30 protein-coding genes, 1 tRNA gene and 1 other annotated feature are annotated in these 25,907 nt (G+C 55.1%); of the genes, 22 read left to right on the forward strand and 9 right to left on the reverse strand.

The window, feature by feature from the left end; all coding sequences use genetic code 11:
- The first annotated feature begins 3 nt into the window (after positions 1 to 3).
- From PY311_RS06650 to PY311_RS06685, 8 genes are all read left to right on the forward strand, one after another.
- Entirely contained in the window at positions 4 to 261 is a 258-nt protein-coding gene (locus PY311_RS06650; protein WP_286147876.1) for a DUF4315 family protein, read from the forward strand.
- The gene (locus PY311_RS06655) at positions 258 to 983 is read left to right on the forward strand and encodes a DUF4366 domain-containing protein (RefSeq protein WP_286147878.1); all 726 of its coding nucleotides are present in this window, start codon (positions 258 to 260) and stop codon (positions 981 to 983) included. Before PY311_RS06650 ends, PY311_RS06655 begins: the two co-directional genes overlap by 4 nt.
- The gene (locus PY311_RS06660; protein WP_286147879.1) at positions 980 to 1,165 is read left to right on the forward strand and encodes a hypothetical protein; all 186 of its coding nucleotides are present in this window, start codon (positions 980 to 982) and stop codon (positions 1,163 to 1,165) included. Before PY311_RS06655 ends, PY311_RS06660 begins: the two co-directional genes overlap by 4 nt.
- Positions 1,155 to 1,505, forward strand: a complete 351-nt coding sequence (locus PY311_RS06665; protein WP_286147880.1) for a cysteine-rich VLP domain-containing protein — start codon at positions 1,155 to 1,157, stop codon at positions 1,503 to 1,505. The genes PY311_RS06660 and PY311_RS06665 overlap by 11 nt, the downstream gene beginning before the upstream one ends.
- 174 nt (positions 1,506 to 1,679) lie before the next feature.
- Entirely contained in the window at positions 1,680 to 2,636 is a 957-nt protein-coding gene (locus tag PY311_RS06670; RefSeq protein ID WP_286147881.1) for a DUF8626 domain-containing protein, read from the forward strand.
- 9 nt (positions 2,637 to 2,645) lie between these two features.
- The gene (locus PY311_RS06675; protein ID WP_286147882.1) at positions 2,646 to 3,224 is read left to right on the forward strand and encodes a defense against restriction DarA-related protein; all 579 of its coding nucleotides are present in this window, start codon (positions 2,646 to 2,648) and stop codon (positions 3,222 to 3,224) included.
- A gap of 10 nt (positions 3,225 to 3,234) precedes the next feature.
- On the forward strand, positions 3,235 to 3,408 hold the full coding sequence (locus tag PY311_RS06680; protein WP_286147883.1) for a DUF4316 domain-containing protein: 174 nt from the start codon (positions 3,235 to 3,237) through the stop codon (positions 3,406 to 3,408).
- The gene (locus PY311_RS06685; protein WP_350309709.1) at positions 3,405 to 3,767 is read left to right on the forward strand and encodes a plasmid mobilization protein; all 363 of its coding nucleotides are present in this window, start codon (positions 3,405 to 3,407) and stop codon (positions 3,765 to 3,767) included. The genes PY311_RS06680 and PY311_RS06685 overlap by 4 nt, the downstream gene beginning before the upstream one ends.
- A 69-nt stretch (positions 3,768 to 3,836) precedes the next feature.
- On the opposite strand, the gene PY311_RS06690 is transcribed toward PY311_RS06685, so the two are convergent.
- A complete protein-coding gene (locus PY311_RS06690) occupies positions 3,837 to 5,018 on the reverse strand; it encodes a hypothetical protein (RefSeq protein WP_286147884.1) in 1,182 nt (393 codons plus the stop codon).
- 154 nt (positions 5,019 to 5,172) lie between these two features.
- Between PY311_RS06690 and PY311_RS06695 the strand changes: the two genes are divergently transcribed.
- Positions 5,173 to 5,460, forward strand: a complete 288-nt coding sequence (locus PY311_RS06695) for a CD1845 family protein (RefSeq protein ID WP_286147885.1) — start codon at positions 5,173 to 5,175, stop codon at positions 5,458 to 5,460.
- Between the two features lie 143 nt (positions 5,461 to 5,603).
- Positions 5,604 to 6,968: a relaxase/mobilization nuclease domain-containing protein gene (locus PY311_RS06700; RefSeq protein WP_286147886.1), complete on the forward strand. Its 1,365-nt coding sequence runs from the start codon at positions 5,604 to 5,606 to the stop codon at positions 6,966 to 6,968.
- 185 nt (positions 6,969 to 7,153) lie between these two features.
- On the opposite strand, the gene PY311_RS06705 is transcribed toward PY311_RS06700, so the two are convergent.
- Positions 7,154 to 7,513 (reverse strand): helix-turn-helix transcriptional regulator, encoded by a 360-nt coding sequence (locus PY311_RS06705; RefSeq protein ID WP_286147887.1) that lies wholly within the window; start codon positions 7,511 to 7,513, stop codon positions 7,154 to 7,156.
- Positions 7,514 to 7,737: 224 nt separating this feature from the next.
- Between PY311_RS06705 and PY311_RS06710 the strand changes: the two genes are divergently transcribed.
- From PY311_RS06710 to PY311_RS06735, 6 genes are all read left to right on the forward strand, one after another.
- Positions 7,738 to 8,274, forward strand: a complete 537-nt coding sequence (locus PY311_RS06710) for a sigma-70 family RNA polymerase sigma factor (protein ID WP_118625809.1) — start codon at positions 7,738 to 7,740, stop codon at positions 8,272 to 8,274.
- A 17-nt stretch (positions 8,275 to 8,291) separates the two neighbouring features.
- Positions 8,292 to 9,719, forward strand: a complete 1,428-nt coding sequence (locus PY311_RS06715) for a hypothetical protein (RefSeq protein WP_286147888.1) — start codon at positions 8,292 to 8,294, stop codon at positions 9,717 to 9,719.
- 443 nt (positions 9,720 to 10,162) lie between these two features.
- On the forward strand, positions 10,163 to 10,585 hold the full coding sequence (locus PY311_RS06720; RefSeq protein WP_286147889.1) for an RNA polymerase sigma factor: 423 nt from the start codon (positions 10,163 to 10,165) through the stop codon (positions 10,583 to 10,585).
- 317 nt (positions 10,586 to 10,902) lie between these two features.
- On the forward strand, positions 10,903 to 11,046 hold the full coding sequence (locus PY311_RS06725; RefSeq protein WP_165860255.1) for a hypothetical protein: 144 nt from the start codon (positions 10,903 to 10,905) through the stop codon (positions 11,044 to 11,046).
- Positions 11,047 to 11,138: 92 nt separating this feature from the next.
- A complete protein-coding gene (locus PY311_RS06730; protein WP_286147890.1) occupies positions 11,139 to 12,848 on the forward strand; it encodes a recombinase family protein in 1,710 nt (569 codons plus the stop codon).
- Positions 12,849 to 12,861: 13 nt separating this feature from the next.
- Positions 12,862 to 13,212, forward strand: coding sequence for a recombinase family protein (locus PY311_RS06735; RefSeq protein ID WP_286147891.1), 351 nt, complete (start codon positions 12,862 to 12,864; stop codon positions 13,210 to 13,212).
- A gap of 52 nt (positions 13,213 to 13,264) precedes the next feature.
- Here the strand turns inward: PY311_RS06735 and PY311_RS06740 are convergent.
- The 6 genes from PY311_RS06740 to PY311_RS06765 form a co-directional block, all read right to left on the reverse strand.
- Positions 13,265 to 13,340, reverse strand: a tRNA-Pro gene (locus tag PY311_RS06740).
- Positions 13,341 to 13,450: 110 nt separating this feature from the next.
- Positions 13,451 to 13,690, reverse strand: coding sequence for a DUF1653 domain-containing protein (locus PY311_RS06745; RefSeq protein ID WP_286147892.1), 240 nt, complete (start codon positions 13,688 to 13,690; stop codon positions 13,451 to 13,453).
- 20 nt (positions 13,691 to 13,710) lie between these two features.
- Complete coding sequence (locus PY311_RS06750) at positions 13,711 to 14,709, reverse strand: ribokinase (protein ID WP_286147893.1); 999 nt, start codon at positions 14,707 to 14,709, stop codon at positions 13,711 to 13,713.
- Positions 14,710 to 14,936: 227 nt separating this feature from the next.
- Entirely contained in the window at positions 14,937 to 15,830 is an 894-nt protein-coding gene (locus tag PY311_RS06755) for a DUF2238 domain-containing protein (RefSeq protein WP_286148000.1), read from the reverse strand.
- 81 nt (positions 15,831 to 15,911) lie between these two features.
- On the reverse strand, positions 15,912 to 16,745 hold the full coding sequence (locus PY311_RS06760; protein ID WP_286147894.1) for a TrmH family RNA methyltransferase: 834 nt from the start codon (positions 16,743 to 16,745) through the stop codon (positions 15,912 to 15,914).
- Between the two features lie 105 nt (positions 16,746 to 16,850).
- Positions 16,851 to 17,537 (reverse strand): phosphatase PAP2 family protein, encoded by a 687-nt coding sequence (locus PY311_RS06765; protein ID WP_286147895.1) that lies wholly within the window; start codon positions 17,535 to 17,537, stop codon positions 16,851 to 16,853.
- Positions 17,538 to 17,704: 167 nt separating this feature from the next.
- Here PY311_RS06765 and PY311_RS06770 point away from each other — a divergent pair, with 167 nt between their 5' ends.
- From PY311_RS06770 to PY311_RS06795, 6 genes are all read left to right on the forward strand, one after another.
- Positions 17,705 to 18,541: a VanW family protein gene (locus PY311_RS06770; RefSeq protein ID WP_286147896.1), complete on the forward strand. Its 837-nt coding sequence runs from the start codon at positions 17,705 to 17,707 to the stop codon at positions 18,539 to 18,541.
- Between the two features lie 16 nt (positions 18,542 to 18,557).
- Positions 18,558 to 19,238, forward strand: coding sequence for a DNA/RNA nuclease SfsA (gene sfsA, locus PY311_RS06775; RefSeq protein ID WP_286147897.1), 681 nt, complete (start codon positions 18,558 to 18,560; stop codon positions 19,236 to 19,238).
- 15 nt (positions 19,239 to 19,253) lie between these two features.
- The gene (locus tag PY311_RS06780; protein WP_286147898.1) at positions 19,254 to 19,835 is read left to right on the forward strand and encodes a manganese efflux pump MntP; all 582 of its coding nucleotides are present in this window, start codon (positions 19,254 to 19,256) and stop codon (positions 19,833 to 19,835) included.
- 47 nt (positions 19,836 to 19,882) lie between these two features.
- The gene (locus tag PY311_RS06785; RefSeq protein ID WP_286147899.1) at positions 19,883 to 21,292 is read left to right on the forward strand and encodes a glycosyltransferase; all 1,410 of its coding nucleotides are present in this window, start codon (positions 19,883 to 19,885) and stop codon (positions 21,290 to 21,292) included.
- Between the two features lie 119 nt (positions 21,293 to 21,411).
- A complete protein-coding gene (locus tag PY311_RS06790; RefSeq protein ID WP_286147900.1) occupies positions 21,412 to 22,290 on the forward strand; it encodes a 2-oxo acid dehydrogenase subunit E2 in 879 nt (292 codons plus the stop codon).
- Positions 22,280 to 24,031, forward strand: a complete 1,752-nt coding sequence (locus PY311_RS06795; RefSeq protein WP_286147902.1) for a class I adenylate-forming enzyme family protein — start codon at positions 22,280 to 22,282, stop codon at positions 24,029 to 24,031. Before PY311_RS06790 ends, PY311_RS06795 begins: the two co-directional genes overlap by 11 nt.
- Positions 24,032 to 24,093: 62 nt before the next feature.
- Here the strand turns inward: PY311_RS06795 and PY311_RS06800 are convergent, their stop codons facing one another.
- On the reverse strand, positions 24,094 to 25,485 hold the full coding sequence (locus PY311_RS06800) for a TrpB-like pyridoxal phosphate-dependent enzyme (RefSeq protein WP_286147903.1): 1,392 nt from the start codon (positions 25,483 to 25,485) through the stop codon (positions 24,094 to 24,096).
- A gap of 93 nt (positions 25,486 to 25,578) precedes the next feature.
- Positions 25,579 to 25,825, reverse strand: a binding site (T-box leader).
- Between the last annotated feature and the right edge of the window lie 82 nt (positions 25,826 to 25,907).

The raw sequence follows: 25,907 nt of genomic DNA on the forward strand, positions 1-25,907 counted from the left end.
TTTATGGCTATCTCCAAAAGCGCAAAAATTCAGGCCGAGATTGAAAAGGTCATGGCCAAGATCAACGAGCAGCAGGCACGGCTCAAGGAGCTGGAACAGAAAAAGCTGGAGGCCGAGAACAGCGAGATCGTGGAGATCGTGCGCGGCATGAGCGTTTCGCTCACCGACCTGCCCGTGCTGCTTCAGACCATCAAGAGCGGCGGCACTTTGGGACAGATTGTCCCGAAGTCCGATCCCACAGACAAGGAGGACAGCGAATGAACAAGTGGATGAAGAAACTGACGGCGGCGCTCTGCGCCGCTGTTTTGATGTGCGGCATGGCGGTCACGGCCTACGCCGGAGGCGGCGAGGAATGGGACGGCCTTGCCCCGGTGGAGGCGCTGCCCACGGAAACCGTTGACCCCAGCGAGGGCTTCGCCGAGGACGGCAACCTTGTGACCCGTGACCTGCTCTATGACAAGGCCACCAATAAGCAGTTCATCACGGTGCAGACCAGCGGCGGCAACACCTTTTACATCGTCATTGACTATGACAAGCCCACCGACGAGGACGGCGAGCAGTATCAGACCTACTTTTTGAATATGGTGGACGAGGCTGACCTGCTGGCGGCGATGCAGGCGGCGGGCGATGAGCTGCCGGAGTGTGCCTGCGCGGACAAATGCGCCGTGGGTGCTATCAACACAGATTGCACCGTCTGCGCCGTGAACATGGGCGAGTGCCAAGGCAAGGCTCCCGAACCTGTGCCTGTGGTAGAGCCGGAGCCTGACCCCGAGCCGGAGCAGCCCAAGGCTACGGGCAGCGGCGGGACGCTCCTGCTGGTGCTGGCCGTGGCGGTCATCGGCGGTGGTGCTGGCTGGTATTTTAAGATCTACCGCCCCAAAAAGCAGCAGGCCGCCGACGCTGCGGAGGACTATGGCGACGATTATGACGATACCCCGCCTTGGGAGGACGAGGACGAAACGGAAAGCGAGGGCGAGGAATGAGATTTACCAACAGTCCTTATGAGGACTTTATGAAAGAAAAGAGCTACTTTAAGGGCGCTCCGCCCAACCTGCCGCCCAAAGGCTCCCACTGCGACGGCTGCCCCTACTGGCGCGGGATCGGCTGCGTGTTCTGCTACCGGGAACAGCTCAAGCCAAAGACGGGAGAGAAAAATGAGCCGTGAATTGACCCGGCAGGAAAAGACGGCGATCCGCTCCCTTGTGAAGCGATGGTGCGCCAATTATGACAAGGACGCTGGCTGCCTGCCGCTGGACTGTCCCTGCTATATGCTGGGCAAGTGCTGGACGGGCGCTTATTGCCGCTATTTTCGTTCGGCGGTGCTGCCCCTTGATCCTGTGCTGGAAAGGTCGCTGACCGTGGAGCGTATCACAGAAACCCGGCCTTGCCCGGTATGCGGCAGGGCATTTCTCCCGGACGGGCGGCAGCGGTACTGCTCCCCGGCCTGCGCCGGGGCTGCCCTGCGGGAGCAGAAGCGGGCGTATATGCGCCGCAAACGGAGGTAGTGCGTGGAAAAGTAGCCCCGGAAAATACCTGCATTTACAAGGCTTTTCCGGGGCGCTTTTGGGGTGGGCGATATGTTTTCCCGTCTACCCCTGTTTTCACAGAAATGCTTTCCACATCCAAGCGCCGGGGCTTTGGGACATTTTGTCCCGAAGTCCCGGTTGAGAGGAGGAATTATGCCTAAATATTATGAGATCAGCGAGGCGGCGGCAAAACGGGCAAAGGATATGAACAGCTATTCCGACTATGCCCCCGGCTCGGCCACAGCAGGCTACCGGGCGATGGTGGATGAAGCCTATGCGCTGGCAGAGAAGCAGAAAGCGCAGGTCGATCCCATGTACCATGATAAGATCGACGCCCTTGTTGACCGCTACGCCCGCAGGCTGGCGGAAAATCTCAATGAGCGCAACGCCATTGACGCCCGTGTGCCGTCTATTCTGATTACCGGGGGCGGCAATTTCCCCGTGGCGAAAAAGGCCAAGCAGAACGCCGCCCGGGATCGCAACTACGGCGAGTATGCCGAAATTGAAAAGCTGTTGGACAAGATCCGCTCCACAGGTCGGGGCGGTATCAGCGCCGACGATGACCTTGCCGTGGAAAAGCTCACAAAAAAGCTGGAGGGAATGGAGTCTCAGCAGACTATGATGAAGGCGGTCAATGCCTACTACCGCAAGCACAAGACGCTGGAGGACTGCCCCGAGCTGACGGCGGAGCAGGTGGAAAAGGTCAAGGCGTCTATGTCCCAAGACTGGCGCAAAGACCCCGTTCCGTTTCCGTCCTATCTGCTCACCAACAATAACGCCAATATCCGCCGTGTGCGCCAGCGCATCGAAGATCTGAGCCATAAGGCCGAGTTCGTGGGCTGGACATTCCTCGGCGGGGAGGCCAAGGTCAACGAGGCAGAGAACCGCTTGCAGCTCATTTTTGAGGATAAGCCGGACGCCGACACCCGGCAGGCGCTCAAAAGCGAGGGCTTCAAGTGGGCGCCCAGCCAAGGGGCATGGCAGCGGCAGCTCAACCAGAACGCCATCCGTGCCGCCGCAAGGCTGGACTTCCTGCGTCCGGAGGACGGTAAAAGCCCCTATCAGCTTCAGCCCTTTGCGAAACGGGCGGAAAAGGATGTATCACGGTGAGGAGGGTATATGGACAAAAACCAAGGCTATGAGATCATCAAGGCCGTCATGCTGGAAAACGGCAGGGGCTTTGCGCTGGGGCATCATCCTACCGCTCCCTCGCCCTATGTCACATGGGCTTGCTATGATGACAAGGACGGCCAGCGGCAGTATGAATGGGGGCATTACGGCAGCGACCGTGCCGCTTTGGAACAGGACTTTGCGGCGCGGGTGCAGGAGTACCAGCGCCTTTACAATGTCGGTGTCAAGCAGACCGAGGCTCCCGGCCTTTACAAGTATTATTCTACCCAGCGTCCCGTGGACATGGGGACATTCCCCAAGCCGCCCCGCAACGCCCCGGATGAGATCGTCAACTACGATCAGCGCGTCCCGGTTGAAAATGGGGCATTTCTGGCGTGGGGGCATTTGACCTACACACGGCCATTGACGGAAAAACAGGCAGATGACTATGAGCTGCGGCCTGCACCTGACAATCCCGACAGGCCCCGTTCCATTCGGGAGCAAATGAAAACCGCCGCAAAACAGGCCGAGGCTGACCGGGGACAATCCGCCCCAAAGAAAAATGCCCCTGACCGGGGCGACAGATAGGAGGATATTTATGGAGCAGGAACACAATCCCAACAGGAACGCCGAGCTTGCGATGGAGCAGAACGGGAACATGATCGACGGTATCATCAACAATCTGCCTGTGCCGCTCCCGGAGGAAAAGCCGCTGGACAGGGTGCGGGAACACCCACCCAAGCGCCGGAGCCGGGAGCGTGAGGAGCGTTGACAAAAAGGCGGCGTTCTGTCCATCTTCATGTGATGGTGACGCCGGAGGAGCAGGCGTTGATCGCTGACCGCATGGCCGAGGCCGGGATCTCCAACATGGGAGCCTATATGCGGAAAATGGCACTCAACGGCTATGTCCTCCATGTTGACCTCTCGGACATCCGGGAGCTGGTGGCCTTGCAGCGGCGGTGTGCCAACAACCTAAACCAAGTGGCCGTCCATGCCAACACCTACGGCATCTATCCCTCGGAGATCACGGCGCTCCAAAAGGACTATGCCGACCTTTGGGAGCCGCTGTCCGAGCTGATTAAAAAATTAGCCGTAGTAACCGACATATTATGTGGAGGGGTACAACGCTAATAGTTGTACCCCTCCTTTTTGCTGATATTTTTTACAACTGCCTACACAAAAGACTTATATGCTGATTAACTATATATTTTTCTCGATGATGTAGCTTGGTTCCCCTTGTTCCTTGGGCTTCGCTACCTCCTTTGGGAGTGATGCAAGCTTGTTCGCATTATTATTGCAACGCAGCATGGTATAAACAGAATCCCAGTCAATCCTAACAAAGAAGTCATCCTTACCGATATAGCTGGAAAGTTCATCCAAGAAACTGTCAATCCATGCATAATAGACTTCTTTTTCTTTTGAAAACAGAGATTTAATCTTGAATTTCACATTAACTTCAACATTAAACCCATAATTGTTGTAGCTTTTTTGGGGGATTGCAATGCCTAAGTAATACCTATAGAAACCGCTCTTGAGGATGGTGCTAAAACCGCCAAACAAACAAGAGACTGTTAGTGTAAGTATGGGAGTTTCAATAACAATCTCATTCTTGTTTTTTCTGGAGATTGTACTTCTTTCAGGCAAAGTCAAATCAAATCTATCATAATACCCACCGGACGAGTTCCGAGCATATACGATTGTCCCAGTATCTTTGTTATTTCCCAAGGGGGCATCGTGACAAGCAAAAATTTCACGATTAGCCATATCCTCTGAAAAAAGCTTAAGGAACCGATTACTAAGCAAAACCTCTGGAATGTCATTTCGCTGAAACTCTCGAACGCACTTCTTATCATCTGAATTGTTAAAAAATTCCGACAAGTGTAATGACAGCTTATGGATAATACAGTATTCCAACAATTCAATAAATAGAGCGCCACTATGTGTTGCAACTCCTATCGCTTGCTCTCCCGGCTTCCCGCCCACAATCCGAAACTGGCTTATACTTTCGTTGTTCCACAGTTTTTCCAACGCTTTATTTTCGGCAAATGCACAATCTAAATATTCTACCATATCAGTTGATATGCCGTACTCGGGAACACCAATAAGCTTATGGCTTTCCTCATCATAAATAACAAAACCGTTGATTTTAGTCGTTTGGTTCAGCTCGTTTATTTTGGAGGTTGAAATCCTAACAACAACTCCAATAGAAATAAACATTCCAATAACAATTAAGATGATTCCCTTGTTTTGAATTCCAAGCAACTCAACAATGCCTGTTGACAATAGATTTACGCCAATAGCAATTAGGACGGATGTCATAATCAACTCATAACTTTTCTTTTGGCTTTCAATCAATGTCGAAAATATGCGATGTTTTTTCATATTATTCACTCCTTGAAGTACAGTTTCCGCTATATTTTACCATGTTTAAACACATAAGTCTATCGATTTTATATCAAGGCATCCTTGTCTGCATATATGGGCGGAGTTATAATTTGGTAGAAAAAACTATCAACTTTTACAGGAGGTAGCTGCTATGATCGTTCTCAAAATCCTTGCCGCCCCCGTGATGGTGGCGCTGTCCCTGCTGGCCGCTATGGTCACATTCCTGTTCTGCGTGGCGTCCGCCGTGTGCGAACTGGGCTGCATTGTGCTGACGCTGCTCTCACTTATTCTGTTCGTCGGCGGACAGACGATGGGCGGGATCGTGTTCCTCGTCCTTGCGTTCCTCGTTTCTCCCTTTGGCGTTCCCGCCATCGCTGAGTGGCTGGTGGACAAGCAGCACTCGGCCAAGTTCGCCCTGCGGGATTTCATCACCGGCTGATACTTCGGGACAAAATGTCCCAAAGCAGGAACAACGGCGGCTGACCACAGCCACCGTTTGTCATATCGGAAGGAGGGCTGCCTACGGCCACAACCTACTACAAGAAGCACAAAATCAGCAAGGGCGAAACCATCGCGCAGTCCTTGAAAGAACGGTTTGACTACGGGCAAAACCCAGATAAGACCGAGGGCGGCGAATTGATCTCGTCCTACGGCTGCGACCACATGACCGCCGATGCCGAGTTCCTTTTGAGCAAGGCCAAGTACAAAGCCGCCACAGGCCGGGAGCAGCGGCGGGACGCGGATGTGCTGTGCTATCAAATCCGCCAGTCATTCAAGCCCGGGGAGATCACGCCGGAGGAGGCCAACCGCATCGGCTATGAAACGGTGATGCGCTGGACAAAGGGGAAGTATGCCTTTTTCGTTGCCACCCACATAGACAAGGCGCACATCCACAATCACATTTATTACAACTCGACCTCGCTGGACTGCACCCGGAAGTTCCGGGACTTTATCGGCTCTGGCCGTGCGGTGCGGCGGCTCTCTGACCGCATTTGCCTTGAAAATGATCTGACCGTCATCACCGATCCCAAGCTGCACAGCAAGGGGCGATTTCTCCATTACGGGGCGTGGCTGGGGACAGCGCGGCAGCCCTCATACAAGGAGCAGCTGCGGCTTGCCATCAATGAAGCTCTTGCCAAACGCCCCGCCGATTTTGATGCTTTTCTCCGGCTCATGGAGGCGTCCGGCTTCATGGTCAAGCATGGGCGCGGCGGTGTGATCTCTTTTCTTGTTCCGGGGCAGGAGCGGGCGACCCGGCTTCGAGCGTCTACCCTCGGGGACGGCTACGATCCCGAGGACATCAAGGCTGTCATCGCCGGGGCGCGACCGATCCCGGAGCAGCCTGTTCCTGTGCCTGCTGCCCCTCGCCGTGTCAATCTTATCGTGGATATACGGGAGCGGCTGCGCTCCGGTAAGGGTACGGCCTATGCGCGGTGGGCAAAGGTCTATAACCTAAAACAGATGGCGGCGGCGCTTCAATTCATGCAGGAGCAGAATATCACCGAGTATGACCAACTCTCCGCCAAGGCCGAGGACGCCGTTTCCCGCTTTCACGCGCTGACCGAGCAACTCCGGCGGACGGAGGCTGACCTGTCCGTAACCTCCGAGCTGATGGGAGCCGTGGTGCGGTACGCCAAGACCCGCCCCGTCTTTGACGGGTACAAGGCTACAAAGTACAGCCGGAAATACCTTGCCGAGCATGAAGCGGAGTTGGCGGACTACCGGGCAGCCAAGGCCACGATGGGAGAACTGCTGGGCGGTGAAAAGCTGCCCAAGATGGCAGAGCTAAAAGAAAAACGCCGCCAACTGGCGGCGCGGAAAAAGGCGCTCTATACCGAGTACCGCTCGGCGCAGGAGGAAATGCGGCAGGCCGTGGCGGTCAAGGCCAACATTGACTATCTGTTGGGCGTCACGGATAGCCAGCGCAAAAAGGAACAGGAGCGATAGCGCACGGTGACGCAGACAAATTACTTTGGGACAAAATGTCCCAAAGCTGGGTTTGGGGAGGCTCCCCAACAAGCGTTTTTGCAGCCCGCCGGGATGCAAAAATAGCAAGTGTGGCTACACTTGCCCTGCTTGCCGTTAGTGCGTACCCCGGAAACCCCATGAAAAAACGGAGGCAGCGCCGTTTCTTACGCTCCCTCCGTTTCACGGTTTTCTATGATTGCATTGATAATACCCTCGACGAGCCGCAGTTCGCTTTCGTTGAGAGAATTAAGTTGAATGTTGATCCGCTTCTTTGCGGCTTCATCGGCTCCCATATCAGGATAAAAATATTCGTCAACAGAGATACCGAACATGGTTACCATTTGGTAAAAGGCGTTTAGGCTCGGATGTTGTCCGTCATTTTCGTGATACATAATGGTACGCGGATCGCGGTCAACAATGTATCCTAATTGCTCCTGCGTCATGCCCTCACGCTCACGGGCTTTCTTGATAGCAAGTCCGATTCCGTGGAAGTCAAATTTCCGCTCGTCCCGTTCAATTTTCATAGTATCACCACCTGATGTAATTTTACATTTCAGGTAATAGCATTTGAACGGTGTTGAATTTCATTCTACCACATATTTAATTTCGCATCACAAACTTGCTTACTATACAGCTTTGAAATATGATTAGGCATACAACAAAATATTTTTGAGTGTTTTTTGCTTTTTGACCGTACTATTATTGACCGGTTAATTCAATGAAGTTCCGATGACAAGAGGTGAAGTTTTTGAGTGATGAAAAAGTTGTTGGTGCGATCAAGCACGGAAACGAGGAAGCTATTAACCATGTGATAACGAAATACTCAAAACTGATGTGGTCAATCGCAAGCTCTATTTTACACAATGTTGCATCTGACCAGGACATTGAAGAATGTGTTGCTGATGTTTTTGTGTACTTGTGGAAGCACCCGGAAAAGTATGACCCACAGCGAGGGACACTAAAAGTTTGGCTTTCCGTGGTTGCAAGAAGTCAGGCCATCGACAAGTATCGGGATTTGTCAAAAAATAATGCTGTTCCCCTCGATGATACGGTTTTTATTGAGCAGACAGATATTTGTGACGGCATGATGGATAGCGAAACAAAGCGTATGCTTATTTCAGCAGTACGAGCATTAGGTGAGCCGGAACAAGAAATACTGATCCGCCGATATTACTACGACCAAAAGCCAAAAGAAATTGCAGTTGCCCTCGATATGCCCGTTAAACAAGTTGAAAACCACCTATATCGCACAAAACAAAAGCTCCGTGCGATATTGGCAAATTAGAAATGGAGGTTACTTTAGTGAGTTCTTTTAATCAAGCACATTTGCGAAATATCAAAAGTTCGTTTGAAGAAAAAACCGGGGTTGAACTGACTTCCCGAAAGCCTTTGCGACACTCCATTAGGACTGTTACTGTTTTAGCGGCGGTGGTTGGCTGTTGCTTAACCATGACCGCTTTTGCAATCAGTATGTTTTCCTCTCTGTCAGGGGATGACCTTTCTCTGGCGGCCACATACGAGGGAAACGGCGTGGTTTTCGTTCAAGTAGAAAACAGGTCTGACAAAGAGCTTGATTTTCAATCTGCCCTTAAACTAATGCGTTGGTCTACCAGCGAAGAAGTTAAACCTCTTTCGAAAAAGGTGTCATTCAATAACACCACAATACCTGCTCATTCAAGTGGTACGATGGAAATTGACCTTTCAGGGGCCTACGATATGTCGCTACTGGAAACGCCGATTTTAGACGATGACTGGTACTATTTCGTATTGACGAACAACAACTTCGTGTTCGGGCAGGATTGGATGTGTCCTGTTGAGTTTGCAGAACCTATCCCGACCGAAAAAGTTGACCCAACACCGATTACTCCCATTGCCGCTGACCCGGAACTCGTAGCAAAAATTGCAAAAGAATTAAGACCATACTTTGAAAGCTACACCTTAGATGTTAACGAGAGAAATCAACTCGCTGACGAATATCTGGAACAGTGCCGGAAGTTGCTGGGACAACTGGATATAACCATCGTACCCTCCGTGTCTCCTGATGAGTTAACTTTGATTGACAGCGATGAAAGCGTCATTTTTGATCGTACTGTGCCTACGGATATGCAGTTGCAGTTAACAGGTCTGCATCGCCGCTCAACAGACGGATATGACAAAATGATTGGCTCCTCTGCTGAGGAATGTGCGATGGTTTTAAGCGCCTACATCCCGCAGCACAAAGGCGAAATCGACGGTGGCGTGGATATACCTTTGATTTATGTTTTCACGTACGAAAAAAATGAAATCGAAACCACGCAGGACTATGCCCTTATCCGCGGCCAACTTATGACATTTGAACAGATGGAGCAGTACAAGATTTATGAAGATGAACAGTATGTCTGCTATGATGTCAGTGACCTGTTCTATTCCGATCTCCGCCAGTATGTAGAAAGCATGGTTAGCCAGAGAAGCGATGTTTATTTTGACGAACAGGTCTGGGAGCGCGTTCAGAACATTTATAACTACTATCGAGATAACATGGGATCGCTTCTCGGTTATAGAGATGGTATGGGACACGGAATGACAGAGACTATGACCGAAACTGATGCATCGAATAAACCGGAAAATAAGCCGTACACTCGTGATAGCTTATCGGAGTACCGATTGACCACCGAAAGCTGCTATGATGACCCCAATAATTCTGTTGCAGACCAGAACTATGAAGTTGGTGAGCCCAACTGGAATGATTAAATAATCTGCTCTGCCGCACGACGGCAAAAGAAAAAAAGCCGTCGTACAGCAGTCTATCAACACGCCTATGAAGCGGCGGCTTTGAGTTTCAGAGCCGCCGTTTCTTTGTGCTTGCAAACCTATGACGACTTGCAGGGACACGGCAGCCGATGGGAGGTTCATCTGCCGTGTCCATTTTACTTTTTCATAGCGTTAATGATCTGCACCAGCTAAAAAAAGCGTAGCCCCTCCATCGGAGCAGTCCGGCTTTGAAAGTGAAATTAAACATCATGTAACAAGAAATTTATTTGCTTGCGTCCGTATAGCGTCCTGCTATGCGGGCGTTTTTATATGCCTGCACCTTGGGACAATTTGTCCCAAAGCAGCCAGCCCCGGCTGCCGATCCCCGCCGTTCCTCCGTTCTGTTCACCCACCCACACATGAACCGAATGGAGGAAATACAAATGACGACCATCAATCTGAAGGACTTTTACACTTGGTACACCCATGATGAATACATCGAAGTTTCCGACGAAGTGGCCGCCGAGCTGAAGGCGGACAAGCTGTATGAAGCAGCCCATCAGCGGCGCACGACCCGCAACAAGGCACAGTATTCCCTCGACTGTGACGATGGGATCGAATACTCGGCCTGCCTGCATGAACCGACGCCGCAGGAGCTTCTGGATCGCATGGAGCTGTTCGTCCACCTGTGGAACGCCATCAACTCTCTGCCGGAGGTGCAGGGCATCCGGGTGGAGGCGCATCTGATTCTCGGCAAGAGCTACCGCCAGATCGCCCGGGAGCAAGGCGTGGACAAGAGCGTTGTCCGGCGCTCGGTAAAGCGCGGCATGGTTGCTATGAAAAAATATTTGAAAAAAGTTCTGTGAGTGAGGCTCCATTTGCCCGATTTTTGTCCTTGGTATATGAGAAGTAGTTTTCACTTTTCCGCAGCAAAGTAGTTGATGCTCCGTCACGGATCGTCGCTATCCGCTGTGAGGGAGCGCCGCATTGAATATGAGCTGTCTTATGACAGGCCAACAGGAGCGGGTGCGGCGCTCCCAACTGTCAAAAACACCTTGGGACATTTCGTCCCAAGGTCATAAGCCGCAGGCCAGCACCCGGCAAGAGTGCTGGCCTGTTTGCTTTCCCAATGGACAACAGGGAGAACTATGATTTTGTTTTGCATCTGTGAAAGGAGGACGCCATGACTGAAAAGCCCGCTGCGGAAGAATATGTGTACCATATCGGAAAGATCCGCTTCATCGTCACGCCTGTTTACAAGGAAACGGGAGAGCTGATGCGTGACATCCTTTTGAAGCTGATGCTGGCTGACTTGGAGCCGGTATAACCCCATCGACATCCTTAACATGGGCGGTCAGGCGAGGTATAATATAGTCAGGATGAATGACCTCTTGCTTGACTGCCAGAGAGGAGGTTTATATGAAACAGTCAAGCAAAAAACACGAACTCGGCACAGCCGCTCTCTACTGCCGACTGAGCCGTGACGATAATATGGACAGCGAGTCCAACAGCATCCAAAATCAGAGGAAGATACTCCAAAAGGCCGCCAAGGACAAGGGCTATACCGACACGGTTTTCTTTGTAGACGATGGCATCACTGGAACGACCATGAAGCGTCCCGGCTTTCAGAAGATGCTGACGGCTATCGAGGCCGGGTACATCTCGGCGGTGTTCGTCAAAGACCTTTCCCGGCTGGGGCGCAACTACATTGAGGTCGGCAAGCTGACCGAGGAATTTTCCCCACTCCACGATATACGGCTGGTGGCCGTTTCCGACGGCGTGGACAGTGACGAGGGCGAGGACGATTTTACTCCGTTCAAGAACATTATGAACGAGTATTACGCCAAGGACATTTCCAAGAAGCGCCGGATCGTGAACAAGATGAAAGGTAACGCAGGCGTTCCGCTCTCTCCGCCGCCCTACGGCTACATCAAGAACCCGGACGATCCCCGCTTTTGGGTGATAGAGCAAGAAGCCGCCGAGGTGGTGCGCCGGATCTACCGTATGGCGCTGGAGGGGTACGGGCTGGCGGAAATCGCCGCCCGCCTTGCCGCCGATGGCGTGGTCAATCCCACCTACTACTGGCGCAGCCGTGGAACAAGCCGGGGCGGGTCGAAAAGCACCGTGGAGCCTACCAAGTGGGGGCATACCACCGTCAAGAAGATCCTTACCTTGCAGGAATACTGCGGTGATGTCATCAACTTCAAAAGCTACTCCAAGTCCTACAAGATGAAAAAACGGATCGAGAACCCGGAGGAGAACCGGGCGATCTTCCTCAATGTCCATGAAGCCATCATTGACCGCCAGACTTGGGAAAAGGTGCAGGCGCTCCAAAAAGGAACGCGCCGCAAAAAGCCCACGGTCACGCAGGAGCCCAGCGTATTCTCCGGGCTGCTGAAATGCCCGGAGTGCGGCGGCAATCTCAATTTCCACTTCAACCAGAACAACCACGACATCAAGTTTTTCAGTTGTCAGAACCACAACTCCGGCTATCGCAAGTGCAGCAAGACGCACTATATCCGACTGGACTTCTTGGAGCAGGTCGTTTTGTATGAGGTCAAGCGGCTGGCCTGCTTTGCCAGCGAATACGAAAATGACTTTATCAAAGTCATGATCGGACACTCGGCAAAGGTGGCGGAAAATGGACGCATCCGCAAGCAGCAGGAGCTGGACGCTCTGACCACCCGTGACCGGGAGCTGGATATGCTCTTTGAACGGCTCTATGAGGACAATGTAGCGGGAAAGATCGACGATGCCCGGTTTGCCAAAATGTCCAAACGCTATGAACAAGAGCAGGGCGAAAACGCAAAGAAAATCAAAGCTCTGCGGCTGGAGCTGAAAAAGGACGAGAGCAAGCGCATGGACATTGACGATTTCCTTGAAACGGTACGGCGGTACACGGATGCGACTACCATTACAAAGCGCATGGTCGCGGAACTGATCGACCATATCGAGGTGTACCACGCTGAAAAGCAGGACGGCATTACCAACCAGCGCGTCGTTATTCACTATAACTGCATCGGTGCCTTTGATGTGCCGGATCGCCGGAAGATCCCGGAGGCCGACATTATCATGGAAACAAGAAAAGGCGTAGCACTCAGCTACGCCCCGGAACAGGTTGCAGTATAGGAGGTACGACACGATGAAAGCCTATTTCTATTGCCGCGTCGCTCGCGATGATAGCTTTTCTTTGGAACGGCAGGCCGAGGAGCTTCGCCGCTATGCGAAGCAAGCCGGGTACACCATCGTTGGTGCTGCCGCCGAGCATGGCTCTGGAATGACCCTTGACCGTCCGGCTTTGCAAGAGGTGATGGAGGCTGTTCTTGCCGGAAAGGTGGATGTGGTGCTGATAAGCAGCCTTGACCGTATAGGGCGGGATTGGGGCATGACAAAGCAGTACATCGACCTGCTGACCGAGCATAAGGTCAAGCTGCTGTGCCTGCGGGAACGGGTGAGCACCGACAGCTCCGGCTTTTCACCATTTTCTACATAAAAAAGCAGAGTGTCCATTACAGGATACTCAGATCCTATAAGGACACTCTGCATGGTCCGAGTGGCGAGACTTGAACTCACGACCCCTTGACCCCCAGTCAAGTGCGCTACCAACTGCGCTACACCCGGATAAGCTGAACTCTCGAAGTCAGCTTATACATACTAACATAGTTTTCCGCAGAATGCAAGCCCTATTTTCAAAAAAGTCGAAAAATTTTGAAAATTAAGACCGGCGGGGATCAAGTGTCTCGCCCATCTGCTTCTACCAGAGTAAAACGTGGGCCGTGATAACCGTCGCGGTCCACGATCTCGCACCACATAGAGGCGGGACGTACCCAAATGCCGCGTTGGCCGTAGAGCGCCTGATAGACCACCATGGGTTCCATGGTTTCAGAATGATGGGCAACATACAAAAGCCGGTATTCATTACCCTTGAAGTGCCGGTACCGGCCGGGAAGAAGCGCAGGCAGAGCGTCCATAAAATACCTCCGTTTATGGTTTAGCGCAAAGCGCGGAACGGTGCGGGATCAAGAGTGCTGCCACGCTCCTGCATCAGGGTTAGAACCTCGTCCAGCATGGGAAGGGAGGGCATGGCGCCCAGACGGGAGACCGTGATGGCGGCGGTGTGGCTGGCAAAGGTCAGCGCATCGTCCGCTGAAAGGCCGATGGAAAGCCCAACGGACAGAGCTCCCACAAAAGAGTCCCCGGCTGCGGTGGGGTCGGCTACGTGCTCCATGCGGACGCAGGGGATGTACCGGGGGCCGGATGGCTCCGCCACAGCGGAGCCGAAGCCCCCAAGTGTGATGACCGTATGTGCGACGCCCTTGGCGCGCAGTGCTGCGGCAATGGCCCGAAGGTCCGCGTCCAGAGGGCCTGTTTCCTCTATGCGGAGCGGTAAATGGGTCTCCTGTGAGGCTTCCTGCTCATTGGGAATCAGCCACGAGACCAGACTGAGCAGAGTATCATTCAGCTCTGCCGCCGGGGCGGGGTTCAGGATAACAGGCACACCGGCCTCCCTGGCAAACCGGGCCACAGCCAGATTGACCTCCAGAGGAATTTCGAGCTGTAACAGCACAAGGTCATACTCCGCGATTTGTTCCCGCAGCCATGACACCTCAGATGCCTTCAGCGTCAGGTTAGCGCCGGGAATGACGATGATGCGGTTCTGGGCCGTGTGGCCGGAAACAGCCAGCGTTACATGGCCTACGCCGGAGTGGCAGTCCGGACGAACGATGACATGGCCGGTATCCACGCCTGCATTTTGCAGCGGTTCCAAGAGCTGGCGGCCAAACAGATCATCCCCCACGCAGCCGACCATTGTGACCTCCGCGCCCAGCCGCGCACACTGAAGGGCCTGATTGGCGCCCTTGCCGCCGGGGGCGGTGTGGAAGGACTTCCCGTAAACCGTTTGTCCGGGGCCGGGGACTTGCTCCGTTGTGGCGATGACATCCATAACAAAGCTGCCGACAACCAAAATGCGGGGTTTCTGATGTACCATAGCATAGCTCCTGCTCTACAGAGGATCACGGCCTCTGACGTACTTTATTCATATTATAGCGGATTGGGAAAAAGATACAAGAGCTTTCTGAAAAAGCCGCCGGAAAACGATTAAATAAATATACAATCTTCACTATGAAAAGTGGAAAGGCAAAGGCCTGTTCCGGCGCGTGAAAATAAAATTCCGTCTGCGGACAGCCTCTCGGAGTCCGCAGACGGAATGATTTTTTACGGTTTATCATCGGTGGCGTCGGGTGTTGCCTCGGGAGCGGCGCTGTTTCCACTTTCCCGGGCCTGACGCAGATAATCCTGCTCCGCTGTTTTCTTGCTGGGGACGAAGCTCTGGGCCGGCGTCCGTTTTGTGCCCTTGCTGCGGGCGTAGAAAAAGCCGGTGACGGAGAATACCACAGCGCCCACGAAATTCACCAGCAGGTCCTTCATAGTGTCAATGAGGCCGATGTCCAGATAGCCGCCCATTCCAAGCTCCTCACCGTTGATGACTACATCGTAAATCCCCTTCACCGCTACCACCTTGTTGCTGCGGGTGGGGTCTAGACTGGCGGAGTAAATGGCGTTGATGACGGTATCCCGCTGCATATCGGAGTGGAAGAACCAGTCCATGCCGAACTCGAAAAACTCCCACAGGACGCCGATGGTCATGGAAAAGCAAAAGGCCACCAGAGCCAAAAAGAAGGGCGAGAGGTCAAAGGTGAGCTTTTCGTTGTCATTGAGCAGCAGAACCATGGAAAAGCCAACGGCTGCGGCCAGAAAGCCGTTGATGGTGTGGAGCATGGTGTCCCAGTTGGGGACGTTGACATAGAAGGCGTTGACCTCGCCCAAAATCTCCGCCGCGAAAATGAAGCAGAGAATGGTGATCTCCAGCGGCGGAGGCAGCTCGATTCGCAGCCGCACCTGCACCCAGCTTGGGACGTACAGCAGAGCGATGGTCAGCACGCAGAAAAACGCGCCCTCATAGTTGTGCAGAAAAATCTGGCGCACCAGCGTGATGATGACCAGCACCCGCAGTGTGTAAAAGACGATGAAGGAGCTTTTGTGCTCTCGAAGCTCCTGTGCCATGGCCTGCTTAAAGGTTTTTTTCAGCCAGCCGCGTTCCTTTTTCATTTTCTTCAATCATTTCTCCGTTCCGGCAGTCGCCTGTTTTTTGTAGTATCTTAACATAAGTTCTGCTGTAAAGCAAGGCGCTCAATCGGAATCGGGGCGGCTCATGAGGCCAAGCTGGTAAAAGGCAACGGCGCTGGCGGCGGCCACATTCAGAGAATCGACACCGTGGCTCATGGGAATCATCACGGTGTAGTCACAGTGGGCGATGGTGTCGGCGACAAGACCATCTCCCTCGGTCCCCATGACAACGGCCAGCTTGGGCTCGGCGGCAAGGCGGGCATCATTCAGGCGGATGGAGTCGGCCCGCAGCGCCATGGCGGCGGTTTTGAAGCCGTATTGGTGCAGCAGCGCAGTCCAGTCCGCGTCCTCCGGCAGATAGGTCCACGGTACGAGGAAGACGTTTCCCATGCTCACCCGGCTGGACCGGCGATACAGCGGATCGCTGCCGGCGGCGGTGAGGAGCACGGCGTCCATTCCCAGCGCGGCGGCGGAGCGGAAAATCGCGCCGATATTCGTGGGGTTCATCACGTTTTCCAGCACGGCGATGCGCCGCGCCTTGGCGCAGATCGCCTCTACTGTAGGCAGCGGAGGCCGCCGCATGGCACAGAGCATCCCCCGGGTCAGGTGAAAGCCGGTGAGCTGGGTCAGAACCTCCAGCTCCGCCGCGTAGACCGGAATATCGGCGGTACAGCGCTCCAGCAGCGCCGCACCCTTGCCGGTGGTGTGCCTAGTCTCCATCAGAAACGAGACCGGCACGCAGCCAGCGTCCAGCGCCCGGCCGATGACCAGCGGACTTTCCGCCACGAACAGGGCGTTGGCCGGGTCGGCCCGGTTCAGGAGCTGGTTTTCGGTCAGGCGGGCGTAAATGTCCAACTCCGGGGCTTGAAAATCGGTGATGGGGATCATATGAGCCATAGCGGGCCTCCTGATGGTAATGTCAATTTCCATTCATTATATAGGAAGCGGGCCCGAAAGGCAAGGCATGAAAAAGCTCCCCCGCCAAGGGCGGAGGAGCGGAGGCTACAGGACCGTGCGCTTTTGCATGACCGCCGGTGCGGGCAGCGCATGATGGGCGGGCAGGGGATAGATCATGGGGTACGCCGCGGCGCAGACCAGCAGCCCGGCCAGCACGTCCAGAACAGAGTGCTGCTTTAGAAACACCGTGGATATGCTGATGAGCACCGTGAGGATAAATACCGTCAGACGGATGGGCGGCTTAGAAAGCATTCGAGAATCCCGGGCGGCGAAGTACACGGCGAAAGAGCCGATGACATGGATAGAGGGGCAGACGTTGGTATTGGTATCCGAGCGGTACAGCATGGACACCAGCCGCGTCAGGACATCATTGCCGGAGAGAACAGGCCTTAAATGCTGACAGTTGGGAAAAAGCCAATATGTCAGCAGGGCGAAGGAATATGTCAGGATAATGAATTTCATCATCCGCCGGAAGGCGGGAACATCCCGCAGGGCGGTCCAAGCCAGCATCCCCGCCACAAAAAGGAACCAGAAAACGTAGGGAATTACAAACCAGCGGCAAAAGGGAATCATAGCGTCCAGCGCGCAGCGCATAGGGTGATAATAGACTGGCGGGCGGAGGTGCTCCAGCGCATAGAAGGTAAGGCTGAACAGCGGCCAGAACAGCAGCAGCCGCAGATGGCCGAAGCGCCGGAGGTCCGGCAGCTGCGCAAAGCGGTGAAACGGGTGCATGAAAAACCTCCTCTCTGGTTTTGTACGGGGAGATTATAGGAGGTTCTGTCAAAAAAAGAATGAATAATCTTTTAACATTTTCTGAACAAAGCACGATTGTTACCGCTTTGTTGTGGATTTGGAGCGGGCAGTATGGCATACTAAGAAAAATGAAAGGGGGAGACGTTGTGGATACGAAGATGGATCTGCGCCCGCCCATCCGACGCAGCTGGCTGCGCCTGCGGCTGGGAAAGGCGTATTACACCGGAAAACGATATCTGCTGTGGTGTTCGCCCAAGTACCGTTGGGCAAAGATTCGGAGGGAAGAGCGGCTCCCCTGCGTCCAGTTCTCCCACGCCACGCCGCTTATGCGTCACCTCCGGGGAGAAGAAATGGCCTGGCAGGAGAATAAGGTGACGAACCTGAATCTGGCCGTGAAGCGATTGGACGGACTGATTCTGCATCCCGGCGAGACCTTCAGCTATTGGAAGCTTATCGGAAAACCCACCGCCCGAAAGGGCTACAAGGAGGGCATGGTGCTGTTTCTGGGACAGATCGGCGGGGATATTGGCGGTGGGCTGTGCCAGCTGTCCAATCTGATTTTCTGGATGACCCTCCACACACCCCTGACGGTGACAGAGCGCTACCGCCACTCTCATGACGTGTTCCCGGACGCCAACCGCACCCAGCCCTTCGGCAGCGGGGCCACCTGTGCCTATCCCCACCGGGATCTCATGATCCGCAATGACACGGACCGTCCGTATCAGCTGTGCCTGCGGGTGGGGGAGACCCATCTGGAGGGGGCATGGTATTCCGTGGAGCCGCCCGCTCTCCGCTTCCGGGTTCTGGAACGGGATGCCCGAATCGACCAGGCCGCCTGGGGCGGCTATATCCGGCACAACCAGCTTTGGCGGGAGGTGTATGGCCTGTCCGGTGCGCTTTTGGAGGAGCAGTACCTCTGCACCAACGATGCCATCATGATGTACAGCCCCCTGCTGCCAGCCGCGCCTGCGGATGGCGAATGATACGAAGGAGACAGCAATGCACTATCAGAATGTCCGGGCGGCGAAATTCATCGACCGCCCTAACCGTTTTATCGCCCATGTGGAACTGGACGGCAGCGTGGAGACCGTCCATGTGAAGAATACGGGCCGCTGCCGGGAGCTTTTAGTGCCGGGGTGTACGGTCTATCTGGAAAAGGGAGCCAATCCCGCTCGGAAAACGGCCTATGACCTCATTGCGGTAGATAAGGGCGGCATTTTGATCAACATGGACGCGCAGGCGCCGAATAAGGTGTTCCATGAGTGGGCGGCGTCCGGCGGCTTTGCGCCGGAGGTCACCGCTATCCGTCCGGAGTTCGTCTACGGTGCTTCCCGGCTGGACTTTTGCTTGGAAACGCCCCGTGGACCGCATCTGGTGGAGGTCAAGGGCGTCACACTGGAGGAAAACGGAAACGCCCTGTTCCCGGACGCCCCCACGGAGCGGGGCGTCAAGCACATCCGGGAGCTGCAGCGGGCTGCGGCGGATGGGCTTGACGCGACACTCTTTTTTGTGATACAAATAGAAGATATTGCCAGCGTCGCCCCCAATGACGCAACACAGCCCGACTTCGGCTCCGCCCTGCGGGACGCGGCGGCCCATGGGGTGCGGGTGCTGGCCTATGACTGTGATGTGGCACCGGACTGTCTTAAAATTCGCAGAGAAGTTCCGGTGATCCTGTAGGAGGCTTACATCAGTATGGGTTTTCTTGAGCTGTTCCTCATCGGCGTGGGACTGTCGATGGACGCCTTCGCCGTAGCGATCTGTCAGGGCCTGTCCATGACGAGGATCAAATGGGGCCATGCCTTGACGGTGGGATTGTATTTCGGCGGCTTTCAGGCGCTTATGCCGTTTATCGGCTGGATGCTGGGCTCTCAGTTCGCGGCCCGAATCCAGAGCTTTGACCACTGGGTCGCCTTCATCCTGCTGATGCTCATCGGCGGCAATATGCTGCGGGAGGCTCTCTCCGGCGAGGAGGACGAGGCCGAGGACGCCGCCATCGGCGCGGGTCTGGACCACAAGAAACTTTTTCTCATGGCTATCGCTACCAGCATTGATGCTCTGGCAATCGGAATTACTTTCGCGTTTCTTGATACCGCCATTCTGCCTGCCTGCGGCATCATCGGCACCACCACGTTCTGCATTTCCCTTGCGGGTGTGGCGGTGGGCTGCTGGTTCGGCGCCCGGTACAAAAAGCGGGCGGAGTTGACCGGCGGCGTGATCTTGATGCTGCTGGGCGTTAAAATCCTGTTGGAGCATTTGGGACTTATCGGCTTTTAAGTCCTGCGGGCCTGTACGGAACAGAATAATACAAAGGAGAATAGAGTATGAAGGCACCCAAGAGCATCTGCCTTTTGAACGATTCCTTTCCGCCGCTGATCGACGGCGTGGCCAATACCGTTGTCAACTACGCCCAGGAGCTGACAAAGCTGGGAGACCGAGCCATCGTGGTGACACCGGAGCACCCGGAGGCTGATGACAGCCGGTTTTCGTTCCCGGTCGTACGCTACCCCAGTGTGGATACCCGGCGGCTGTTCGGGTATCTTGCGGGTTATCCCTTTTCCCCGGAAACGCTGCGGCGGCTGAAAAGCGAAAAGATCGATCTGTTGCACAGCCATTGCCCGGTGATGTCCACCATTTTGGCCCGGTCCATCCGGGAGGTGGTGGACGCACCGCTGGTGTTTACATATCACACAAAATTCGATGTGGATGTGGCTAAGCTCATCCGGGGCAGACTGCTGCAGGAGAGCGCGCTGTATCTTCTGGCGGCCAATATTTCCGCGTGCGACGAGGTATGGGTCGTCAGCCATGGCGCGGGGGAGAATCTGCGCTCCATCGGCTATCAGGGCGATTATCATGTCATGGAAAACGGCGTGGATATGCCACGGGGCCGGGTCAGCGAGGCGGACATTGCCGCTGCCACCGCAGGGTATGACCTGCCGGAGGGCGTGCCGGTATTTTTGTTCGTGGGCCGCATGATGTGGTACAAGGGCCTTAGAATCATTCTGGACGCGCTGCGGCTGCTTGCGGCCGGAGGGGAGGATTTCCGCATGGTGTTTATCGGCAACGGCGCCGACGCGTCAGAGGTGCAGGAATACGCAAAGCCGCTGGGCAATAAGTGCATTTTCACCGGGGCCATCTCTCAGCGGGAGACGCTGCGGGCGTGGTACTGCCGGGCGGACCTGTTTTTGTTCCCCTCCAGCTATGATACCAACGGCCTTGTGGTCCGTGAGGCGGCGGCCAGCGACCTTGCGGCGGTGCTCATCAAGGAGAGCTGCGCCGCCGAGGGCGTAGTAGATGGTGAAACAGGCTTTTTGATTGAGGAAAATGCCGGTGCCATGGCGTCTAAGCTGCAGGCAATCTGCCGGACGCCGGAATGCATGGCCGAGGTGGGCCGACAGGCCGGTGAGCGGCTGTACCTCTCGTGGGCGGATGCCGTAAAGCGGGCCGAGGACCGCTACGGCATCGTGATGGAGAACTACCGCATGGGGCGGTACGATGAGCACCACAAGCCGATGGATGGCTTTTTGAACGCGCAGGGGACTATGATGGAAACGCTGGCCCGGCTCCGCAATCTGGGAGATGGTTTGGCGGAGCGCTCCCGGGAGGGCTGGGAGGAGCATAAGGGGGAATATGAGGAGCGCCGGGAGGAACGCCGCGAGGAGCGGCGCAGCTTCCGTTCGGAGCTGAAGCAAAAGGGCGAGGCTCTGTGGCAGAAGCTGGACCGGTATCTTTGAGTGCCTGACAGATTTCTCCTAAAAAAGCGGAAATATGGCTGACAAATGGGACGCGGCGTGGTAGAATACACGCGGCGTCCCATTTTTTGGGCGCGGACTGTGAATAATTAGGAGCGTATATGGAAGAACGTAAAAAGCGCCGGGGGGACCGGCGGGACGCATATTGGGTCCGTGATCTGGACGGGTTGCACACCATTATGCCGCATCTGATGGACAAGCGCACGGATGCGGAGGTCTATGTCAATATGCCCTTTGATGTAACGGAAACACTGCGGTACATTGAGGGGAAAAACCAGCATGAGGAGGAATACCGGGCAACGCTGTTCCACTGCATTCTCATGGCTGTTGCCAAAACCGTGTATTTCCGTCCGGATTTGAACCGCTATATCTCCGGCCGCAGATACTACCAGCGCTATGACATCACGCTGGGCTTTGTGGCGAAGAAGCGGTTTGAGGACCACAGCGAGGAGCGGCTGGTGGTGGCGACAGCGCCGGAGGACTGGACGCTGACCGCCGTGACGCATCAGGTGGTAGGCAAGGTGCATCAGGCACGGACAGAGAAAAGCGGCGGTGCCAACGGGGCCATGGATATCTTAAAGCATCTGCCCCGGTGGTTTTTGATGCTGTTTTTCCGGATTTTAAAAATTTTGGACTTTTACGGGAAAGTGCCGGATGAGCTCCGGGAGGACGATCCCAACTTTGCCAGCGTGTTCCTTACGAACTTAGGCAGCATCCGCTGTCCCAGCGTGTACCACCACCTGAATAATTATGGAACCAATTCCATCATGATCGCCATCGGCACGCTCCGCAAGGAGGAAAAGATCGCCCCGGACGGTTCCCGCAGTGTGCGGGATATGGTGGACATCGGTATCACGCTGGACGAGCGGGTGGCGGATGGTTTTTATTTTGGACGTTCTTTGAAGCTGGTGCAGTATTTGCTGGCAAATCCGGAGCTGCTGGAAAAACCCTTGAAGGAGGCTGTTGATTTTGAGTGTTGAAGCGACAAAGGTAAAGGCGCCGTGGCTGGCGTTTTACGGCGTGGTGCCGGAGCATCTGCAATATCCCGACTGTACGATGTATGAGGCGGTGGAGCGCTGCGCGCAGAAGTACCCGAGCTATCCCGCCTATGTGTTTATGGGCCGGAAGACCAGCTACCGTGCGCTGGTGGCGGAGATCAACCTCTGTGCCCGTGCGCTGAAGGCCATCGGCGTCCGCCCCGGCGATAAAATCACCATGGCCATGCCGAACTGCCCGCAGGCAGTCACCATGTTCTACGCCATCAATCTTGTGGGCGCTACGGCCAATATGATTCATCCCCTCTCCAGTGAGAATGAGATCGAGTTTTACCTCAAGGAGTCCGGCTCTCTCTTTGCAGTGACGCTGGACCAGTTCTACCATAAATTTGAGGCCATCCGCCAGAACGTGACGCTGGACAATATCATTCTGGCCTCCATCCCGGACGCCCTGTCCCGGCCGGTGCGGGTGGGCTATATGCTCACTGAGGGCCGCAAGCAGGCCCGTATCCCCAAGGACGCGCCGGTGCTGCGGTGGCACGAGTTTCTGCGCCGTGGCCTGGCGTACCACTGGAGGTATAAGGCGGAGAAAAAAGCACAAGATGAGGCGGTGATTCTCTACTCCGGCGGCACCACCGGCGTGACAAAGGGAATCCAGCTCACCAATCTGAACTTCAACGCGCTGGGCGCACAGATCATTGCCACCAATCCCATGTTCCGTCCCGGCGATAAAATGCTGGCGGTGATGCCGATGTTCCACGGCTTCGGACTGGGTGTGTCCATCCATTCCATGCTGGTCAACGGCGGCTGCTGCATCCTTGTGCCCCGGTTCACGCCGGACAGCTATGCAAAGCTGCTGTTAAAATACCGCTGCAACCTCATTGCCGGTGTACCGACGCTCTATGAGGCGCTGCTGCGGCTGCCGAAAATGAAAAACGCTGATTTGAGCTGCCTCAAGGGCGTTTACTCCGGCGGCGACAGTCTTTCCGTGGAGCTGAAGAAGCGGTTCGATAAATTCCTTTTTGACCACCACGCCACCATTCAGGTGCGGGAGGGCTACGGCTTGACGGAGTGCGTCACCGCCTCCTGCCTGACGCCGTATCACATCTCCCGGGAGGGGTCCATCGGCATCCCGTTCCCGGATACATACTATAAAATTGTAGAGCATGGCACACAAAACGAGGTGCCCTACGGCACGGATGGTGAAATCTGCCTTGCCGGTCCCACAGTGATGATGGGCTATCTCCATCACCCGGAGGAGACCGCCGCAACGCTCCAGACCCATGCCGATGGATTGACATGGGTACACACCGGTGATCTGGGGTATATGGACAGCGATGGCTTTGTCTATTTCAAGCAGCGTATCAAGCGTATGATCGTCACCAGCGGCTACAATGTGTATCCCTCTCAAATGGAGAATATTCTGGACGCTCATGAGCTGGTGCAGATGAGCTGTGTCATCGGCGTGCCGGACAAGCTGAAAATGCAGAAGGTGAAAGCCTTCGTTATGCTGAAGCCCGGCGTCCCGGCCAACGAGGAAACACGGGACGTGCTCATGGCCTATCTCAAGAAAAATGTGGCGAAGTACGCCATGCCCTATGATATCGAATTCCGGGCGGAGCTTCCGAAAACGCTGGTGGGTAAGGTGGCCTACCGGGTGCTGGAGGAGGAAGAGCTGAAAAAGCTGGCTGCCGCGGCGGACCCCACTGAGGCCAAAGCGGAATAAAAAGCAAAAATCCCGGCCCTGCTGATTTTTTCAGCGGGGCTGGGATTTTATATGCGGAAAGCTCAGCCCTCTTGACCAGGGACCTTGGGCAGCGTTGCAAAGCTGGTTGCAAGCTCCTCGTCAGTGGGGATGTAGTCCGTCATCTGACCGTTGTGGAACTTCTCATAGGCCACCATATCGAAGTAGCCGGTGCCGGTAAGACCGAACACAATGGTCTTGGCTTCGCCAGTCTCCTTGCACTTCATGGCCTCGTCAATGGCCACCCGGATGGCGTGGCTGGACTCCGGTGCGGGAAGGATGCCCTCAATGCGGGCGAACTGCTCCGCCGCCTCAAAGACCTTGGTCTGCTCTACGGAAACGGCCTCCATGTAGCCGTCATGGTAGAGCTGGGAGAGGATGCTGCTCATGCCATGATACCGCAGACCGCCGGCGTGGCTGGGAGAGGGAATGAAGTTGCTGCCGAGGGTGTACATTTTGGCGAGGGGGCACACCATGCCGGTGTCGCAGAAATCGTAGGCAAATTTGCCGCGGGTGAAGCTGGGGCAGGAGGCGGGCTCCACGGCGATGAAGCGGTAGTCCTTCTCACCCCGGAGCTTTTCGCCCATGAAGGGGGAGATGAGGCCGCCGAGGTTGCTGCCGCCGCCGGCACAGCCGATGATGATGTCCGGCACGATGTTGTACTTATCCAGTGCCGCCTTGGTCTCAAGGCCGATAATGCTCTGGTGCAGCAGCACCTGATTGAGCACGCTGCCCAGCACATAGCGGTAGCCGGGGGTGGAGGTGGCAACCTCCACGGCCTCGGAAATGGCGCAGCCAAGAGAGCCGGTGGTGCCGGGATGCTCCTGCAGAATTTTGCGGCCGATGGCGGTGGTCTCAGAGGGGGAGGGGGTCACGGAGGCGCCGTAGGTCCGCATGACCTCCCGGCGGAAGGGCTTTTGCTCGTAGCTGACCTTCACCATGAACACCTTGCAGTCCAGCCCCAGATACGCGCAGGCCATGGACAGGGCCGTGCCCCACTGACCGGCACCGGTCTCGGTGGTGACGCCCTTGAGCCCCTGCTGCTTGGCGTAATAGGCCTGGGCAATGGCGCTGTTCAGCTTGTGGGAGCCGGAGGTGTTGTTGCCCTCGAATTTGTAGTAAATTTTAGCGGGAGTCCCCAGCGCCTTTTCCAAGCAGTAGGCCCGTACCAGGGGAGAGGGACGGTACATTTTGTAGAAATCCAGGATTTCCTGGGGAATGGGGATTTCCCGGTCATCGTTGTCCAGCTCCTGGCGAATCAGCTCATCGCAGAATACCGGGCGCAGATCGTCAAAGCTCATGGGCTTTCCGGTGCCGGGGTTCAGCAGAGGAGCGGGCTTGACCTTCATATTCGCCCGGACATTGTACCATGCCTTGGGCATCTCATCTTCAGAGAGGTAAATCTTGTAGGGAATGTTGTTCTTTTCGGCTGCCATAGTGCGTTCTCCTTTCATAACTCGTAACGGGTCCGGGCGGAGAAGGCATCAAAAAAAGACCTCCATCCACAAAAGGACCTCATGAATAGGTTCTTTTGGGACAAAAGTCTGAAACTTCTGCGGTGCCACCCAAATTGACGATAAACGTCCGCTCGGCGATGTGCCAACACACATCCTTCCTTGGTAACGGGGGAAAAGCCCGTCGGTGCCTACTAAGCTGCGCTGTTCGGCCCGCCCTCCACGGTCCATTCCACAGATACCCTCCCGCTGCCCTCTCACTGCCGGCAGCTCGCTGCGGGGAACGCACTTCTGTGTACTTACTCCGTGTCATCGGTTTTGCTTTGAACTTGAGCGCAGTTTACGCCTGACGCGGACATTTGTCAAGACTGATTTTGCGAGTTTATCCAAAAAACAGAATTTTT

The sequence above is a fragment of the Neopoerus faecalis genome, from assembly GCF_029218125.1.
GTDB classification, from domain to species: domain Bacteria; phylum Bacillota; class Clostridia; order Oscillospirales; family Oscillospiraceae; genus Oscillibacter; species Oscillibacter faecalis_A.